The sequence below is a fragment of the Gammaproteobacteria bacterium genome (genome assembly GCA_013001575.1).
GTDB lineage: Bacteria > Pseudomonadota > Gammaproteobacteria > Steroidobacterales > JABDMI01 > JABDMI01.
In genome coordinates, this window is sequence record JABDMI010000086.1 from 1 (window position 1) to 16,731 (window position 16,731).

Here is a 16,731-nt window from a genome sequence, read left to right on the forward strand (position 1 = left end):
CTGGTTATTCAGTACAGCAGCCTGGACGCCCTGGATGGTATTTTGAGCCGGATAAAATAATTACAGATTTTTCACTCGATTAACCCATTATTGCATTGCAGTGCCTTGAATAAAGGTGCCCGTCTGATTATAATGAGGGGCTGATTAAGGGACTCTTGTTCAATAATCAGGCATGCACGCCACCACTATTCTTAACAGAAGCAGTGGTTTTTTTACGTGACCGCCATGGTGCTTAGATGTCCGAGCCTAATTCCGATCGAAAGCGTTTTGATCGAAACCGGGTTTTGATGTATTGGCCGAGTGTTATCCAGATTGCATTCACCCTGGTAATAAGCGTCACGCTTTGGCTTGCACTGGATGTTGTGAGTGCCAAATCCGCTTTATTAGGTGGAATGGTAGTGATAATTCCTTATCTCTACTTTGCGGCACGCATGCAACCATTATTGGGGAAAAGCGATAGCGGTAAATTTTTACGCGCCATTGCAATTGCAGAAATAGGAAAATTAATATTAACCGCAGTATGTTGTGCTGTGGTTTTTGTTTGGGTAAAACCTTTGAGCGGTTTGGCTTTTTTTGCCAGCATGGTTGTTGTGTATTTTAGTGGTCACATGAGCTTGATTTTTGTGATCAGACACACCACATAGTTAATGCGGCAAACAAGACTTATTCTGCTCGACTGTTTAACACAATAACTCACATATATAAGTACCGTTGTTATGAGCGAAAAGGCACACGCAGTAGAACAGGCGACCACTTCAGGCGATTACATTAAGCATCACCTGCAGAATATGACCTACGGCAAGCATCCCGATGGTACCTGGGGACTTGCGCATTCTCCACAAGAAGCGGCCGATATGGGTTTTTGGGCCATCAATCTCGACACCATGTTCTGGTCTTTCCTGTTGGGATTCGTATTCATCGCACTGTTTCGCAATGTCGCTAAAAAAGCCAACTCCGATGTGCCCAGTCGTTTCCAGAATATCATCGAAATGATCGTTGAATTCGTGGATAACAGCGTCAAGGAATCATTCAATGCCAAAAGCAAGGTCATAGCACCGTTGGCACTGACCTTGTTTGTGTGGATCTTTTTCATGAACCTCATGGATCTGGTACCGGTTGACTGGATTCCGGGTGCAACCGCCTGGATCGGTGAACACGCATTTGGCGCTGACCCACATCACGTATATCAAAAAGTGGTTCCGACCACCGACGTGAATGCCACCATGGGCATGGCCCTGGCGGTATTCGTACTCATCATTTTTTACAGCATCAAGATCAAGGGCGTGGGCGGCTTTTTGCATGAGCTGACCAGTCAGCCATTTAACGCGCCTAATCCAATTGCAAAAATTATTTTTATCCCTATCAACCTGGCATTGGAATTGGTCGCACTGTTTGCGAAACCGGTTTCATTGGGCTTGCGTTTATTCGGAAACCTCTACGCCGGTGAGCTGATCTTCATATTGATCGCCTTGATCTTCTCGGCAGGCTCGGGACTCTTGGGTTCTGGTCTGCAGTCATTATTCGGTGGTCATGTGCCACCGGTGTACTGGGTGGTTGCCGCAGGCGCGGTTGTATTAACGTTATGGTTAAACGTAAAAGGAAATCTTTCCGATAAACGTGCGATCTGGCTGGTATTGGCTGAAGTATTGCTGATGGGTGGACTGGCTTACGCCGGCGGCTTGATGTTGCACTTCGGTTGGGCGGTATTCCATATTCTGGTGATTACCCTGCAAGCCTTTATTTTCATGATGTTGACTATCGTGTACCTGGCTATGGCGCACGAGCACCATTAAGCGGTAACGAACAATTTTTGTAATTTGTATTTGGTAATTTTTTTAATTTAAACACTCACTATTTGGAGTAATAAGATGGAAACAGTAATTGCTATGACTGCATTATCAGCAGCTCTCATGATCGGTCTTGGCGCCTTGGGCGTTGGTATTGGTGTTGGTATTCTTGGTGGTCGTCTGCTGGAAAGCAGCGCGCGTCAGCCTGAATTGGCCCCGATGTTACAAGGTAAATTTTTCCTTGCGATTGGCCTGCTTGATGCGGTCGCTATGATCGGTGTTGGTATCGCTTTGTACTTTATTTTCGCGAATCCATTCATTGGTCAATTAGCCCAAGCTGCAGGCGCAGCGTAAGTTATCAACCGTCGTTAACATTTCCAATATTTAAAGAGGAAATCGTCAAGTGAATATCAATTTAACCTTGATCGGTCAATCGATTGCAATGCTGGTCTTCGTGTGGTTTTGCATGAAGTTTATCTGGCCTCCGATTCTGGATGCGCTGGATACCCGCAGCAAAAAAATTGCTGATGGTCTGGCGGCTGGTGATGAAGCCGAAAAAGCTTTGGCTGAAGCACAGCAAGAAGCCGGAAGCATTGTGCAAAATGCACGTGAGCAAGCCAGTGGTGTGCGTGAGCAGGCTGAAAAGCGGGCTACCCAGATCATGGAAGAGACCAAAGCGGAAGCTACCGCTGAGCGTCAACGCCAGGTATCTGCAGCCGAAGCCGAGATCCAGTTAAGTGCAAGTCAGGCGCGTGAATCTTTACGCGGCCAAGTTGCCGGACTGGTGGTGCAGGGCGCGGGCAAAGTCATCGGTAAAGAGATCGATGCTGATCGCCATAGTGACCTGATCGAACAGCTGATCAAAGAGATTTAAGATGAGCGAACAAGCAACCGTTGCCAGACCTTATGCAAAAGCCGCGTTTGATCTGGCCCAAAAATCAGCTCAACTGGGTGAGTGGTCCAGCATGTTATCGCTGGCCGCTGATATTGCCAATGCCCCAGATATGCAGAAGTTATTGGCACATCCACAGGCTGGTGCAACCGATCTGGTCGAGCTGTTCAATGCTTTGGGCAAAGATGCTTTTTCACAAGACTTTCTCAAGTTTTTGAAAGTTCTGAATGAAAATCGTCGCCTCAATACCTTGCCGGCTATTGCCGATCAGTTTGAAGCACAACGTCGTGAAGCGGAATCACGCATCAAGGTGGTGGTAACGTCTGCTGCCGAGATTGCCGATGAGCAAGTGTCACGCATGCTGAACGCTTTAAAAAATCGCTATCAGAAAGAAGTCGAGCTGGATATTCAGCTCGATCCTGGCCTGGTTGGTGGCGCCATTATCAATGCCGGTGATGAAGTCATCGATGGCAGTGTGCACGGACGCTTGCAAAAATTGACAACCACTTTGATGTCTTGAGTACCTGACGGGATATCTAACTAATTTACTAACACAAGAATTTAATTTCGAGCCTGTTTCTGAAATAGGGAACACCACGGGAAATAACTATGCAAACTTTAAACCCATCTGAAATCAGCGAACTGATCAAGCAACGGGTCGAGCAATTTGACTTAACTTCTGAAGCACGAAACGAAGGTACGGTAGTGAGCGTATCTGACGGTATTGTGCGCATTCACGGATTAAGCGACGCCGCTTACGGTGAAATGCTCGAGTTTCCAAACAACACTTTCGGCATGGCATTGAACCTCGAGCAAGACTCGGTTGGTGCAGTAGTCCTGGGTGACTACAAACACATTTCAGAAGGCAACAGTGTCAAAACCACCGGGCGTATTCTGGAAGTGCCGGTCGGCGAAGGACTTTTGGGTCGTGTGGTCAATGCTTTGGGCCAACCCATTGATGGTAAAGGTCCATTGGGCACCACAGAAACAGCGCCTATTGAAAAAGTGGCGCCGGGTGTAATTACCCGTAAATCAGTTAGTCAACCTGTGCAAACCGGTCTTAAAGCGATCGACGCCATGGTACCGGTTGGTCGTGGCCAGCGTGAACTGATTATTGGCGATAGACAAACTGGTAAAACCGCAGTGGCCATTGATGCCATCATCAACCAGAAAGGCACAGGGGTCAAATGTATTTATGTGGCCATTGGTCAGAAAAACTCTTCCATCGCCAACGTAGTGCGTAAGCTCGAAGAGCATGGCGCACTGGATCACACAATTATTGTTGCTGCGAGTGCGGCCGATTCTGCAGCGATGCAGTATGTTGCGCCTTACTCGGGCTGCTCAATGGGTGAATACTTCCGTGATAATGGTGAAGACGCCCTGATCATTTATGACGATCTCACCAAACAAGCCTGGGCCTATCGTCAGGTATCTTTGTTGTTGCGCCGTCCTCCGGGTCGTGAAGCTTATCCGGGCGATGTGTTCTATTTGCATTCACGTTTACTTGAGCGTTCGGCTCGGGTTAACGAAGAGTATGTCGAGAAGTTCACCAACGGTAAAGTCAAAGGAAAAACCGGTTCCCTTACGGCTTTCCCGATCATTGAGACTCAGGCGGGTGACGTCTCGGCATTCGTACCAACAAACGTAATCTCCATCACCGACGGCCAGATCTTCCTTGAGACCGATCTGTTCAACGCGGGTATTCGTCCTGCGATCAACGCGGGTCTATCGGTATCGCGGGTTGGTGGTGCTGCACAAACCAAGATCATTAAAAAACTCGGTGGCGGTGTGCGTTTAGCACTGGCCCAGTATCGTGAACTGGCGGCATTTGCCCAGTTCGCTTCTGATCTGGATGAAGCAACCCGTAAACAACTGGAACGCGGTACCCGGGTTACCGAGTTGATGAAACAAAAACAATATTCACCTTTGTCAGTTGCTGAAATGGCGGTCTCGTTATTCGCTGCGAACGAAGGTTTCCTTGATGACGTTGAAGTGAAAAAGATCGTTGATTTTGAAGCGGCCATGCATATCTATGTTCGTGACAATTTTGCTGACTTGCTTGCAAGCATCAACGCCAGTGGCGATTACAATGATGAGATTGCTGGCAAGATCAAAGAAGCCATCATCGACTTCAAAGCCAAGGGTGTGTATTGATCATCGCTTGTTTGCGATCGACGTACACGACGTCAAGAACTAACAGTATCGACTTTTAATTAGGGGAATGTGAATGGCAGGCGCCAAAGAAATTCGCACCAAGATCAAAAGCGTTAAAAACATGCAGAAGATCACCAAGGCCATGGAAATGGTCTCGGCCAGTAAGATTCGTAAAGCACAGAATCTTATGCAAGCTTCGCGTCCATACGCTGCCAAGATCCGCACCGTGATCGGTCACTTGACCCAGGTCAATCCGGATTATCGTCATCCGTTCCTGGTCGAGCGCGAAACCAAACGGGTTGGTTACATTATTATCTCAACCGACCGTGGTTTATGCGGTGGTTTGAATACCAACCTGTTCAAGCGCGTGTTAAAAGACATGCAAGAATTTCAGGATCAGGGTATTGAAGTTGATCTGAGTCTGATCGGTTCCAAGGGGCTGAACTTTTTTCGTCGTTTCAGTAAAAACATCGTATCTACGGTTACGCATCTAGGCGACACCCCGCACATCAATGATTTGTTCGGTTCGATCAAAAGCATGCTGGACCTGTATTCCGAAGGCAAGGTCGACCGTTTGTATCTGGCGCACAATATTTTTGTGAATACCATGGTGCAAAATGCCGAAGTACAAACCTTGTTACCGGTTGAGCCGGTGGATAAGGATGACCTGCAAACCATGTGGGATTACTTGTATGAGCCAAGTTCCGAGGCCGTGCTGGAAACCCTGTTGCAGCGTTATATTGAGTCACAGGTTTATCGTGGTGCTTTGGACAATCTGGCGTCTGAACATGCGGCCCGAATGGTTGCAATGAAAAGTGCAACAGACAATGCCGGTGACATCATCGATAACTTACAAACGATCTATAACAAAGCGCGTCAAGCTGCGATCACACAGGAAATTTCCGAGATCGTTGGCGGTGCAGCCGCGGTTAGCTAGATCGATTAGAAACATACAACAGAATTTATTATTTATATTTAAACCAACGCTGAAACAATTTCAGCAACGTGGAAACTGAGGACTTATCATGAGTACAGGTAAAACCATTCAAATTATTGGCGCGGTTGTAGACGTGGAATTTCCACGCGATGCAATTCCCAAAGTTTATGACGCATTGACTATCGCCGAAGCTGACCTGACCCTGGAAGTGCAACAGCAATTGGGTGACGGCATCGTGCGTACCATTGCCATGGGTGCTTCAGAAGGTTTGAAACGCGGTATGGACGTGAGTAATACCGGCAAGAAGATCTCTGTGCCGGTTGGTCAAGCCACTCTGGGCCGCATCATGGACGTTTTGGGCAAGCCGCAAGACGAACAAGGTACAGTTGACGCTGAAGAGCAATGGGAGATTCACCGCGCACCGCCTTCGTATGAAGAGCAGGCGGGTGGCAATGAGTTGCTTGAAACCGGGATTAAAGTGATCGACCTGCTTTGCCCGTTCGCCAAAGGCGGTAAAGTCGGATTGTTCGGTGGTGCCGGTGTTGGTAAAACCGTGAACATGATGGAATTGATCAACAACATCGCGACCGCACACAGTGGTTTGTCAGTGTTTGCCGGAGTGGGTGAGCGTACTCGTGAAGGTAATGACTTCTACTACGAAATGCAGGAAGCCGGCGTAATTGATGCCGATGACTTGTCGAAATCAAAAGTAGCCATGGTTTACGGTCAGATGAACGAGCCTCCGGGTAACCGTTTGCGTGTTGCGCTAACCGGTTTGACCATGGCGGAATATTTCCGTGATGAAGGCCGTGACGTACTTTTGTTTGTAGATAACATTTATCGTTACACCCTGGCGGGAACTGAAGTATCGGCGCTATTGGGTCGTATGCCTTCTGCGGTAGGTTATCAGCCCACCCTGGCGGAAGAAATGGGTGTTCTGCAAGAGCGTATTACCTCTACCAAAAAAGGTTCGATCACCTCGATTCAAGCCGTTTACGTACCTGCGGATGACTTGACGGATCCATCGCCTGCAACCACCTTTGCTCACCTCGATTCAACCGTTGTACTGTCACGTAACATTGCCGAGCTGGGAATTTATCCTGCGGTTGACCCTTTGGATTCAACCTCACGTCAGCTTGATCCCTTGGTTGTTGGACAGGATCATTACGATACGGCGCGTGCCGTACAGGGTATTTTGCAACGCTATAAAGAACTGCAAGATATTATCGCAATTTTGGGTATGGACGAATTGTCCGAAGAAGATAAGCAAGCGGTAACCCGTGCGCGTAAAATTCAACGTTATCTGTCACAGCCATTTAACGTCGCAAAAGTATTTACCGGCCAAGACGGCGTGATCGTTCCTTTGAAAGAAACAATCCGCGGCTTTAAAGCTATTCTAAGTGGTGAGTTCGACCATTTGCCCGAGCAAGCGTTTTATATGATCGGTTCTATTGATGAGGCAATCGAGAAAGCCAAAACACTGGCTTAAGCTCACGGGCTTGATCTTTCGATTCATTAAAAGGAAATAATATGAAAACCATACATGTAGACATCGTGTCAGCCGAAGGCGAGATTTTCTCGGGTGAAGCTACACGAGTATTTGCGCCGGCCCAAATGGGTGAGATTGGTATCGCTCCGCAACACGCTCCATTGCTGACCAATCTCAAAGCGGGCGAAGTTCGTGTGCAGGTGGAAGGTGAGCCTGAGCAGTTCTTTTATGTTTCCGGTGGTGCGATGGAGATCCAGCCGCATCTGGTCACGGTGTTGGCCGACTCGGCAGCACGCGCACACGATATTGATGAAGCCGCTGCTTTGGAAGCTAAAAAACGTGCTGAAGAAGCCATGGCGGACCATGATGGTGCAGCTGATCTGGCGCATGCCCAAACCGAGCTGGCGATGGCGATGGCTCAATTGAAAACCTTGGAAAAATTACGCAGGCAAGCAAAGCGCTAATTTTTCAATGGTTTCGAAAACTTAAAAAACCCGGCCTCTGTGTCGGGTTTTTTTGTATCTACGAGAAAATGATCAATTCTAAAGTCTTACAAGAAATGCCATTCGTCCTATATGAGTTACAATTGAGTTTATGAAATTACATATTATTGGCGATGGGGTTTTTGGAAATTTTCTGCGTGAAATTTTCTCACCCTTTGTTGAATTTAGTCCTGCGGCAGACAATGTTGTGCTGGCCGTGCCTATCGAAGCCTATGAGGAGGTTGCGGCACAGTATCTGGGCAAGCATTTGATCAATGTGTGCTCGGTACAACGTGATAGCAACAATATATGTCTGCAATTCTCCGACCAGGTCACCGGAATTCACCCTTTGTTCGGGCCACGCAGTCCGATTGAGAATCGCGTTGCGGTATTAACCCATCGCTGCGAACAAACACCCGAGTTGCAGGCTTTATTTGAGAAACTCGGTGCGGAAGTGTGTGACGAGTTGCCCGATGGCCGGTCCATTGATGGTGAATTACACGACCGCATGATGGCCGATACGCACCTGGCGGGCTTACAACAACTGGCGACACTGAAAAAAATTGTGGAAAACTCAGCCTGGGTTCCAAAGAAATTCATTCCGGCGAGTTTTCAGAGGCTGCAAAACTTTGTTGAACAAAGTGGTGACTTCAGTCCAGGCACCTTAAGCTCGATCCAGGCCAATCCTTATGCCGAAAAAGAATACGCTACGGAAGAATAACAGCATGCGCGACCAATTCCATATCCCCAAGCAGGCCAATGGCGATGACGAGATCTACCTGTGTGGCAATTCGCTTGGTCTGCAGCCAAAACGCACCCAAGGCTACATTGACGAGCTGTTAGACGACTGGCGGCGTTTGGGCGTAAAAGGCCATCATCAAGGCGACTACCCGTGGTTGCCGTATCACAAGTTTCTGTTAACGGGGTTTGCGGATCTGGTTGGTGCGAAGGAATCGGAAGTGGTTCCGATGAACACCCTAACGGTCAATCTGCATTTGTTGATGGTGAGTTTTTATCGTCCCACAAAAACCCGTTACAAAATTCTGGTGGAAGACCACGCCTTCCCGTCAGACCATATTGCGGTGGATGCCCAGTTACGTTTTCATGCTGATTATTTAGGCTTTGATCCCAAAGAAGCAATGCTGATCGCGACACCGCGTGAGGGAGAAGACATTCTACGTACTGAAGATATCCTTGATCTGATAGAACAACATGCCGATGAACTGGCCCTGGTAATGTTGCCTGGAGTGCAGTATTACACCGGTCAGATTTTCGATATGCAAAGCATCACCACGGCCGGACATGCAGCGGGGGCAAAAGTCGGATTCGATCTGGCACACGCGGCCGGAAATATTCCAATGCACTTGCACGATTGGGACGTGGATTTTGCCGCCTGGTGTAGTTACAAATATTTAAATTCTGGACCGGGTTCGGTGGCCGGCGCCTATGTGCATGAACGTCATCATCGAAATAAAGACTTGCATCGTTTCACGGGTTGGTGGGGTCATGATGAGTCCACACGTTTTTTGATGAAGCCTGAATTCAAGCCGATTCCATCGGTACAAGCCTGGCAATGTTCCAATCCGACTATTTTGTCACTGGCTGCAATTCGGGCATCACTCGATGTGTTTGCTGAAGCCGGAGGCATAGAGTCCTTATCCGCTAAATCGAATATATTAACCGGTCATCTGCGACACCGCCTCGAAAAAGAATGCGCCGAAATTGTCGACATCATTACTCCCCAGCACTCCCAGGGCTGTCAATTATCCTTAGCGTTAAAAACCGGTGCGCGTGACGGCAAAAAAGTTTTTGACTACCTGATCGAGCAAGGCGTGAGCCTGGACTGGCGTGAGCCAAACGGCATACGTGTGGCCCCGGTGCCTTTGTACAACACACGAGAAGACGTGGATGGATTTGTCGAGTTTTTGCAGCAAGCAGTGATGGCACTTTGAGGGTTTCCCGAAATTTTCCCAAGTTATTAATTTTATTGGGGTTTCTTCACACAATCCACACAAAAATAGCGCTTTTGTGGCTTCGGTAAACGTATCAAACAAGCTATAATTGCGCACTTACAATAAATTCAGGACAAAATTTTGTCTGGATCAACTCTACATTCTATTATTCTCGCGGCCGGCAAAGGCACGCGTATGAATTCAAATCTTCCTAAAGTATTGCAACCCTTGGCCGGACAGCCTTTGTTGGGTCATGTTTTGGATGTGGCCAAAAGCTTGGGTGCTGAAATTCATGTGGTCGTTGGGCACGGTGCTCAACAAGTGCAAGACACTTTTCCCGACAGCAAAATCAATTGGGTGATGCAAACTGAACAAAACGGTACTGGACACGCCGTTCAGGTGGCCATTCCAAATATAGAGAATGACCAGGACATGATCGTGGTCTTGTACGGCGATGTTCCCTTGATCAAGGCATCCACCCTGCAAGGATTGATCTCGCAAGCAGAGACATGCGGGCTAGCTATTTTGACAGTTGAGGCCAATGATCCCAGTGGTTATGGACGAATTGTTCGCGATGCAAATGCTTTTGCCGAAAGAATCGTTGAACACAAAGATGCCAACTCTCAAGAACTGGCCATAAAAGAGATCAACAGCGGCATATTGGCCGGACGCGCTGGCCTGTTGCGCGAGTGCCTGGCCAAACTCAAGAACAACAATGCGCAAGGCGAATATTATTTAACCGACGTAGTTGAACTCGCCAATCAACAAGGCACTCAAGTGGCAGCGGTTAGCGCCGAAACCGAAACCGAAGTAGCCGGCGTGAACGACAAACTGCAGTTGTCGCAGGTAGAAGCCGCCTATCGACAACGCCGTGCGGAAGAGCTACTACATCAAGGCGCCACCCTAGCCGATCCTAGCCGGGTGGATGTGCGTGGCAATGTGACTGTGGGCAAGGACGTTTTCATCGATATCAATGTGGTACTCAAAGGCAATATAAAACTCGACGACAATGTAGTGATCGGTCCGAATTGTGTGATTATCGAATCGCAAGTCGAACAAGACGCGATCATTAAAGCCAATTCCATTCTGGAGTATGCCCACGTGGGTCCGCGCGCTACTGTTGGTCCATTTGCACGCTTGCGACCGGAGGCGTTTTTGGGTAGTGATGTGCGGGTGGGGAATTTTGTAGAAGTTAAAAAAAGTGTTCTGGCCAAAGGCGCTAAAGTTAATCACCTCACCTACATCGGCGATGCCCAGATCGGGGCCAATGTAAACGTGGGCGCAGGCACCGTTACCTGCAATTATGACGGAGTCAACAAACATAAAACCGTGATTAAAGAGGATTCATTTATTGGTTCTGGCACCATGCTGGTAGCCCCGGTAGAAATCGGCAAGGCTTCAACCATTGCCGCCGGTTCAGTGATCACCAAAGATACCCCGGCCGAAGAACTGACCATTGCCCGGGTCAAACAAAAAACCGTACCAGGCTGGAAGCGCCCGGAAAAAAAAGACAAGATCTGAATGTTATTGTGAAAAGCCGATTTTAGTGACTGAGCGATCTCATTCGAATGATCACAACACAAAATCGCCATAGCATAGATTGGTAAAACTCGATAAGCATCTAGAATTTTGAATTCAGAATAAACCAGTAAGCATTAGGAAAAATATATGTGTGGAATTGTTGGAGCAATTGCTGAACGCAATGTAGTACCGATATTAATGGAAGGACTGAGACGCCTGGAATATCGTGGCTACGACTCTGCCGGGGTTGCGGTACTGAATCTGGATAATAAACTTGAACGTCAGCGTGCCAAAGGCAAGGTACAGGCTTTGCAGGATATATTGGATACCGAACCATTGTTAGGACACATTGGCATTGCCCACACTCGCTGGGCCACCCATGGAGTTCCGAGTGTGCGAAACGCGCATCCCCATTTTTCCGAAACAAATGTGGGTCTGGTGCATAACGGTATCATCGAAAATTATGAACACATCAAACATGATTTGCAACAGCAAGGCGTGAAATTTCATTCCGAGACCGATACCGAAGTGGTTGCACATCGTGTGCATGAATACCTGTTAAAAGAAAAAGATTTGTTTCGCGCGGTACGCGCTACGGTGAACGAACTCATCGGGGCATACGCACTGGTGGTAACCAGCCCGGAAGACCCTGAACAATTGGTGGTTGCGCGCGCCGGATGCCCGGTGGTGATCGGTTTGGGCATTGGTGAGAATTTTGTCGCTTCCGATGTTGCCGCATTATTACCAGTTACGCGTAGTTTTAAATTTCTCGAAGAAGGTGATATTGCAGTCATCACACGTACTCAGGTCAAGATTTTTGATAAAAATGGCAACACCGCCGAACGCCCAACCCGTGAAAGCGAACTGACCGCCGATTCCATGGACAAGGGCGCGTATCGACACTTCATGCTTAAGGAGATCCATGAACAACCCTTCTCGGTCACCAACACTTTGGAAGAACGAATTCATAACGGCAGGGTGTTTGCAAATATTTTTGGGCATGAGGCGGAAGGTATTTTTAAACAGACCCAACAGGTCAAGATCGTGGCCTGTGGGACCAGTTTTCATGCCGGATTGGTGGCGCAATATCTGATCGAATCCATTGCCAAGATTCCCTGTTCGGTCGAGATCGCCAGCGAGTTTCGTTATCGCAAGCCAGTCGTAACACCCAATACCTTATTCGTCACCATTTCCCAGTCGGGCGAAACCCTGGACACCATGGAAGCCCTGAAAATGGCCAAACAAATGGGTTACCTGGCGTCTTTGGGAATTTGTAATGTTCCGGAAAGCGCTTTGGTGCGCGAGTCTGACCTGGTCTTGATGACACGTGCCGGTCCCGAGATTGGGGTGGCATCTACCAAGGCGTTTACTACGCAGTTAGCGGGTTTGAGTTTGCTCACGCTGTGCCTGGCCAAAGTGCAGGGCATGAGCGAAGAACAGGAAGCCAAACATGTGCACTCGCTAATGGCTTTGCCGCGCCTGATCGAACACGCCATGGAACTGGATGGCCCTATCAAGGCATTATCCGAGCGCTTTGCGGATAAACATCACGCTTTATTCCTTGGTCGTGGTGCAATGTATCCAGTGGCCATGGAAGGGGCGTTAAAACTTAAAGAAATTTCCTACATCCATGCCGAAGCGTATCCGGCCGGAGAATTGAAACACGGCCCGCTGGCGTTGGTCGATGACGACATGCCGGTCATCACGGTTGCGTCAAATAACAAATTACTCGAAAAAGTAAAAGCCAATTTGCAAGAAGTGCGCGCCCGTGGCGGTGAGTTGTATGTGTTCACTGATAAAAAAGCCGAGATCCAGTCGGAAGATGGCGTGCATGTGATTCATTTACCCGATGACGTGGATGATCTGCAGGCCCCGATCGTTTACACCATACCCTTACAATTGCTTTCCTACCACGTTGCGGTACTTAAAGGCACCGATGTGGATCAACCGAGAAATCTGGCCAAGTCGGTAACGGTTGAGTGATTCTAAATTCTAGACATGATCCTGTTACGATTAAAATCAAGGTTTATATAGTTTCGGAAGCCACTTACACTATCGCATAACTGTCACCGACACGTATTGTAATCCAGTAAAATTATTGCATGAATTCAAACCATTCCGACATAATCATCATAGGCGCAGGCGTTTCCGGAATCGGGGCCGCCTGCCATCTGGCGATAAACAATCCCGATAAATCAGTAAAAATTCTTGAAGCTCGGGAAGAGTTGGGCGGTACCTGGAGTCTGTTTAAATACCCGGGAATTCGCTCCGATTCCGACATGTACACTTTCGGCTATGCCTTTAAAACCTGGGACGATACGCGTTCATTTGCTGATGCCGAATCCATTAAGCGTTACATCACCGAAGCGGCTGAAGAGAACGATGTGCTTGACAAGATCCAATACAGTCAAAAACTTAAGTCAGCAAATTTTGATACCGCTAGCGCATTATGGAATTTATCCGTCCTGAATCCTATAACGGATGAAAAAACTGAATACACAGCCAAATACGTATTCGTTTGTACCGGTTATTACGATTATGACCAAGGCTACACCCCGGAATTTAAAGGCCGCGAAAATTTCAAAGGACAAATCATTCATCCACAATTTTGGCCTGAGGATCTGGATTATGCTGACAAAGAAGTTGTGGTGATTGGCAGTGGGGCAACGGCGGTAACCCTAATTCCCTCCATGGCGGATGAAACCAAACACATCACCATGTTGCAACGCTCACCAACCTACATGGCGGCGGTACCGCTGGAAGACGGAATTGCCAAATTTCTGAAAAAGATCCTACCCAAAAAGTTGGCGCACAAACTCATTCGGGTGAAAAACATCGGTTACACCATGGCGTTTTTCAATGCCTGCAGAAAATGGCCTAATTTTTTCAAGTCACTCATCATAAAGGGGGCTAAAAAAGAACTGGACGGAGCCATTCCGGTTGATCCGCACTTTGTTCCCAATTACAAGCCCTGGGATCAGCGTTTTTGTATGGCGCCCGACGGTGATTTTTTCAAAGTCGTGCGTGAAGGCAAGGCTACTGTGGTCACTGATCAAATTGAAACTTTCACAGAAAATGGTATACGCCTGCAATCAGGGAAAGAACTGAAGGCCGATATGATCATCACGGCGACCGGTTTAAACATGCTGGTGGGCGGAGGTGCCGAGATCAAGATCGACGGGCAAGATTACGACATCGCCACTAAGTTGATGTACAAGGGTTTGATGCTCAGTGATTTGCCAAATGCGGTTATGTTCACTGGGTACACCAACGCCAGTTGGACATTAAAGGTGAATCTGGTCAGCGATTTTATGAGCCGCGTGATCAAATTCATGGACAAACAGGGCTATGACTATTTTATGCCGACGATCAAAGATCCAGAGCTGGGTATAGAGCCATTATTGAATCTGGACTCCGGGTACATCAAGCGCTCCGAGCATACCTTTCCGAAACAGGGAGATAAATTACCCTGGAAGTTATACCAGAACTTTTTTCGCGACTACGTCACACTGAATCATAAAAAAATAAATGACGAAGGATTGGAGTTTTTAAAAAAAGCGGCCTGATTTATTTTTTAATGAATTTACTATACGATTCGGTATCAATCGCATCTTGCATGAATTTCCATAAAAGTGAATTCACTAATTTTTGCGGCAAGAGATTCGAGATTGCCCAAACCTTGCTTGCCTGATTGCCATAAACAATTTTCACCTTGCCTTTCTTAATATTCTTAATCACATGTTTTGCAATATCGTGTGGCGGCGTGGTTAAAAACAATTTTTCAAATTCTTCACTATCGGTTTTTTTGGCGATATTGGTCGCAATACCACCAGGATGAACACAATGGATGGTGATCGGGCTTTGCATGAATTCTACACTCAAGGCTTCGGTAAAACCGCGTACGGCAAATTTTGTTGCCGAGTAGTCGGCGGTATTGGGCGGGGCGACCAGTCCGAAAATACTGGAAATATTCACTACCGCACCTTCATTGTTCTCGACCAATTGAGGCAGAAATGCCTTGGTGCCATACACCACGCCGAAATAATTTACCCTGGTGACTTTTTCAATCTGCTCGATCGGCATTTCGTAGATAGGGACACTGGACTCGGCAATACCGGCGTTGTTGATAATGACGTGTGCATTGCCCAGGCGATCTTTGACATTTTCGGCAAAACGGAACACTGTCTCCCGGTCGGATACATCAACGATCTCTGAATACACATTTGCGTTACCGAGTACATCCGACGCGCGGTCAGCAACAATTTTCAAGTCAGTTTGATTAACATCACAGAGTGCCAATTTTGCACCGAGTTTAGCGAACTCATCCGCATAGGCTGCACCCATGCCTGACGCCGCCCCAGTGATCACGACGGTCTTGTTATTGAAATTTTTCATAATTCTAAACCTTAAACTCAGCCACTACCGGAGTGTGGTCCGACGGCTTTTCCAACTTGCGTGGCGCTTTATCAATCCAGCATTTCTGGCAATTTTTCGCCAGTTCCTCAGACGCCATGATCAGGTCAATACGCAGACCATTATTTTTGCGAAAGCTCCCGGCACGATAATCCCACCAGCTGAAAATATTGGGTTCTTGTTCAAATTGTCTAAAACAATCCACAAAGCCTTTTTCTTTTAGACGTGCAATGTGCGTACGTTCGACTGAGCTGCAGTGAATTTTTCCTGCCCATTCTTCTGGGGCGTGCACATCCTCTTCATCAGGCGCAATATTAAAGTCGCCCATAACGATGCGTTTCTCGTAATTTGTAGACTCTGATTCCAGTTGTGCATGCAAAGCTTCCAGCCAATTCATTTTGTAATGGAATTTATCCGAGTCCAGAGCCTGTCCATTGGGAAAGTACAAGTTGTAAATGCGCAGACCATTGATCGTGCAACCCAATACTCGTCGCATCGGGTCATCAATGCTCTCAAAATCGGTGACCACCTCAGTGATGCTGTGTTTGCTTAGAACCGCCACACCGTTATAGGTTTTTTGGCCGGCAAAGGCAACTTGATACCCGGCCGCTTCAATTTCGGCGACGGGGAACTTGTCATCGGTGCTTTTGGTTTCTTGTAAGCCGATCACATCAACCGGATTAGCCTCTAACCAGTCAAGGAGATGATTCAAGCGTACTTTGAGGGAATTGACATTCCAGGTGGCAATTTGCATGCTTATTCAATTGAAAATTTAAACATGAATTATAGCCGCTATTTGTCTATTTAAATAATATCCGTCACCGACTAAAGTTGTGGAATGACGAGAAGGCAGAGATAATTTAGAATAAGCCATGAATAATATCCGCCCATTCAAAAACACGCACCCGACCCTGGGTCAAAATGTTTACGTTGACCCGCAGGCCTGCGTGATTGGCAAGGTGACATTGGCTGACGATGTTTCCATCTGGCCAATGGCCGTGGTGCGCGGCGATGTCAGTACCATTTCGATCGGGGCTGGCAGCAATATCCAAGATGCCGCCGTTTTGCACGTGACCCACGATGGGCCGTATTCGGATGGAGAAG

Annotated in this window: 17 protein-coding genes; 15 read left to right on the plus strand and 2 right to left on the minus strand. The window is 47.6% G+C overall.

Annotated features, from left to right (window positions below):
* Positions 1-236 precede the first annotated feature (236 nt).
* The 14 genes from HKN88_07245 to HKN88_07310 all read left to right on the plus strand — a co-directional run bounded on the left by HKN88_07245 (position 237) and on the right by HKN88_07310 (position 14,780).
* Entirely contained in the window at positions 237-644 is a 408-nt protein-coding gene (locus HKN88_07245) for a hypothetical protein (protein ID NNC97853.1), read from the plus strand.
* A 72-nt stretch (positions 645-716) separates the two neighbouring features.
* Positions 717-1,793: a F0F1 ATP synthase subunit A gene (atpB, locus tag HKN88_07250; GenBank protein NNC97854.1), complete on the plus strand. Its 1,077-nt coding sequence runs from the start codon at positions 717-719 to the stop codon at positions 1,791-1,793.
* A gap of 75 nt (positions 1,794-1,868) precedes the next feature.
* The gene (gene atpE / locus HKN88_07255; protein ID NNC97855.1) at positions 1,869-2,141 is read left to right on the plus strand and encodes a F0F1 ATP synthase subunit C; all 273 of its coding nucleotides are present in this window, start codon (positions 1,869-1,871) and stop codon (positions 2,139-2,141) included.
* 49 nt (positions 2,142-2,190) lie between these two features.
* Complete coding sequence (locus HKN88_07260) at positions 2,191-2,661, plus strand: F0F1 ATP synthase subunit B (protein NNC97856.1); 471 nt, start codon at positions 2,191-2,193, stop codon at positions 2,659-2,661.
* A gap of 1 nt (position 2,662) precedes the next feature.
* Positions 2,663-3,199 carry a F0F1 ATP synthase subunit delta gene (locus HKN88_07265; protein NNC97857.1) on the plus strand — a complete coding sequence of 179 codons (537 nt, stop codon included), beginning with the start codon at positions 2,663-2,665 and terminating at the stop codon, positions 3,197-3,199.
* Positions 3,200-3,288: 89 nt separating this feature from the next.
* A complete protein-coding gene (locus HKN88_07270; GenBank protein ID NNC97858.1) occupies positions 3,289-4,833 on the plus strand; it encodes a F0F1 ATP synthase subunit alpha in 1,545 nt (514 codons plus the stop codon).
* 73 nt (positions 4,834-4,906) lie between these two features.
* Positions 4,907-5,770, plus strand: a complete 864-nt coding sequence (gene atpG / locus HKN88_07275; GenBank protein NNC97859.1) for a F0F1 ATP synthase subunit gamma — start codon at positions 4,907-4,909, stop codon at positions 5,768-5,770.
* Between the two features lie 88 nt (positions 5,771-5,858).
* Entirely contained in the window at positions 5,859-7,259 is a 1,401-nt protein-coding gene (gene atpD / locus HKN88_07280) for a F0F1 ATP synthase subunit beta (protein NNC97860.1), read from the plus strand.
* Between the two features lie 41 nt (positions 7,260-7,300).
* A complete protein-coding gene (locus HKN88_07285; protein NNC97861.1) occupies positions 7,301-7,723 on the plus strand; it encodes a F0F1 ATP synthase subunit epsilon in 423 nt (140 codons plus the stop codon).
* A 130-nt stretch (positions 7,724-7,853) separates the two neighbouring features.
* On the plus strand, positions 7,854-8,462 hold the full coding sequence (locus HKN88_07290; protein ID NNC97862.1) for a hypothetical protein: 609 nt from the start codon (positions 7,854-7,856) through the stop codon (positions 8,460-8,462).
* Positions 8,431-9,693, plus strand: a complete 1,263-nt coding sequence (gene kynU / locus HKN88_07295; GenBank protein NNC97863.1) for a kynureninase — start codon at positions 8,431-8,433, stop codon at positions 9,691-9,693. The genes HKN88_07290 and kynU overlap by 32 nt, the downstream gene beginning before the upstream one ends.
* A gap of 195 nt (positions 9,694-9,888) precedes the next feature.
* Positions 9,889-11,214: a bifunctional UDP-N-acetylglucosamine diphosphorylase/glucosamine-1-phosphate N-acetyltransferase GlmU gene (gene glmU, locus HKN88_07300; protein NNC97864.1), complete on the plus strand. Its 1,326-nt coding sequence runs from the start codon at positions 9,889-9,891 to the stop codon at positions 11,212-11,214.
* 147 nt (positions 11,215-11,361) lie between these two features.
* Complete coding sequence (glmS, locus tag HKN88_07305; protein ID NNC97865.1) at positions 11,362-13,197, plus strand: glutamine--fructose-6-phosphate transaminase (isomerizing); 1,836 nt, start codon at positions 11,362-11,364, stop codon at positions 13,195-13,197.
* 119 nt (positions 13,198-13,316) lie between these two features.
* Positions 13,317-14,780, plus strand: a complete 1,464-nt coding sequence (locus HKN88_07310; protein NNC97866.1) for an NAD(P)/FAD-dependent oxidoreductase — start codon at positions 13,317-13,319, stop codon at positions 14,778-14,780.
* Position 14,781: 1 nt separating this feature from the next.
* Here HKN88_07310 and HKN88_07315 read toward each other — a convergent pair whose 3' ends face one another.
* Entirely contained in the window at positions 14,782-15,609 is an 828-nt protein-coding gene (locus HKN88_07315; GenBank protein NNC97867.1) for an SDR family oxidoreductase, read from the minus strand.
* Between the two features lie 4 nt (positions 15,610-15,613).
* On the minus strand, positions 15,614-16,381 hold the full coding sequence (gene xth, locus HKN88_07320) for an exodeoxyribonuclease III (GenBank protein ID NNC97868.1): 768 nt from the start codon (positions 16,379-16,381) through the stop codon (positions 15,614-15,616).
* 118 nt (positions 16,382-16,499) lie between these two features.
* Here xth and HKN88_07325 point away from each other — a divergent pair.
* Positions 16,500-16,731, plus strand: a 232-nt coding sequence (locus tag HKN88_07325) for a gamma carbonic anhydrase family protein (GenBank protein NNC97869.1), incomplete at its 3' end; no start/stop codon positions are given.

Excerpts from the sequence above, each read along its gene's own strand:
- HKN88_07290 (NNC97862.1), top strand. The coding sequence starts at position 7,854 with ATGAAATTACATATTATTGGCGATGGGGTTTTTGGAAATTTTCTGCGT.
- kynU (NNC97863.1), top strand. The coding sequence starts at position 8,431 with ATGCCGAAAAAGAATACGCTACGGAAGAATAACAGCATGCGCGACCAA.
- atpE (NNC97855.1), top strand. The coding sequence starts at position 1,869 with ATGGAAACAGTAATTGCTATGACTGCATTATCAGCAGCTCTCATGATC.
- xth (NNC97868.1), bottom strand. The coding sequence starts at position 16,381 with ATGCAAATTGCCACCTGGAATGTCAATTCCCTCAAAGTACGCTTGAAT.
- HKN88_07310 (NNC97866.1), top strand. The coding sequence starts at position 13,317 with ATGAATTCAAACCATTCCGACATAATCATCATAGGCGCAGGCGTTTCC.
- HKN88_07265 (NNC97857.1), top strand. The coding sequence starts at position 2,663 with ATGAGCGAACAAGCAACCGTTGCCAGACCTTATGCAAAAGCCGCGTTT.
- glmU (NNC97864.1), top strand. The coding sequence starts at position 9,889 with ATGAATTCAAATCTTCCTAAAGTATTGCAACCCTTGGCCGGACAGCCT.
- atpG (NNC97859.1), top strand. The coding sequence starts at position 4,907 with ATGGCAGGCGCCAAAGAAATTCGCACCAAGATCAAAAGCGTTAAAAAC.
- HKN88_07315 (NNC97867.1), bottom strand. The coding sequence starts at position 15,609 with ATGAAAAATTTCAATAACAAGACCGTCGTGATCACTGGGGCGGCGTCA.
- HKN88_07245 (NNC97853.1), top strand. The coding sequence starts at position 237 with ATGTCCGAGCCTAATTCCGATCGAAAGCGTTTTGATCGAAACCGGGTT.
- atpD (NNC97860.1), top strand. The coding sequence starts at position 5,859 with ATGAGTACAGGTAAAACCATTCAAATTATTGGCGCGGTTGTAGACGTG.
- glmS (NNC97865.1), top strand. The coding sequence starts at position 11,362 with ATGTGTGGAATTGTTGGAGCAATTGCTGAACGCAATGTAGTACCGATA.
- atpB (NNC97854.1), top strand. The coding sequence starts at position 717 with ATGAGCGAAAAGGCACACGCAGTAGAACAGGCGACCACTTCAGGCGAT.
- HKN88_07285 (NNC97861.1), top strand. The coding sequence starts at position 7,301 with ATGAAAACCATACATGTAGACATCGTGTCAGCCGAAGGCGAGATTTTC.
- HKN88_07270 (NNC97858.1), top strand. The coding sequence starts at position 3,289 with ATGCAAACTTTAAACCCATCTGAAATCAGCGAACTGATCAAGCAACGG.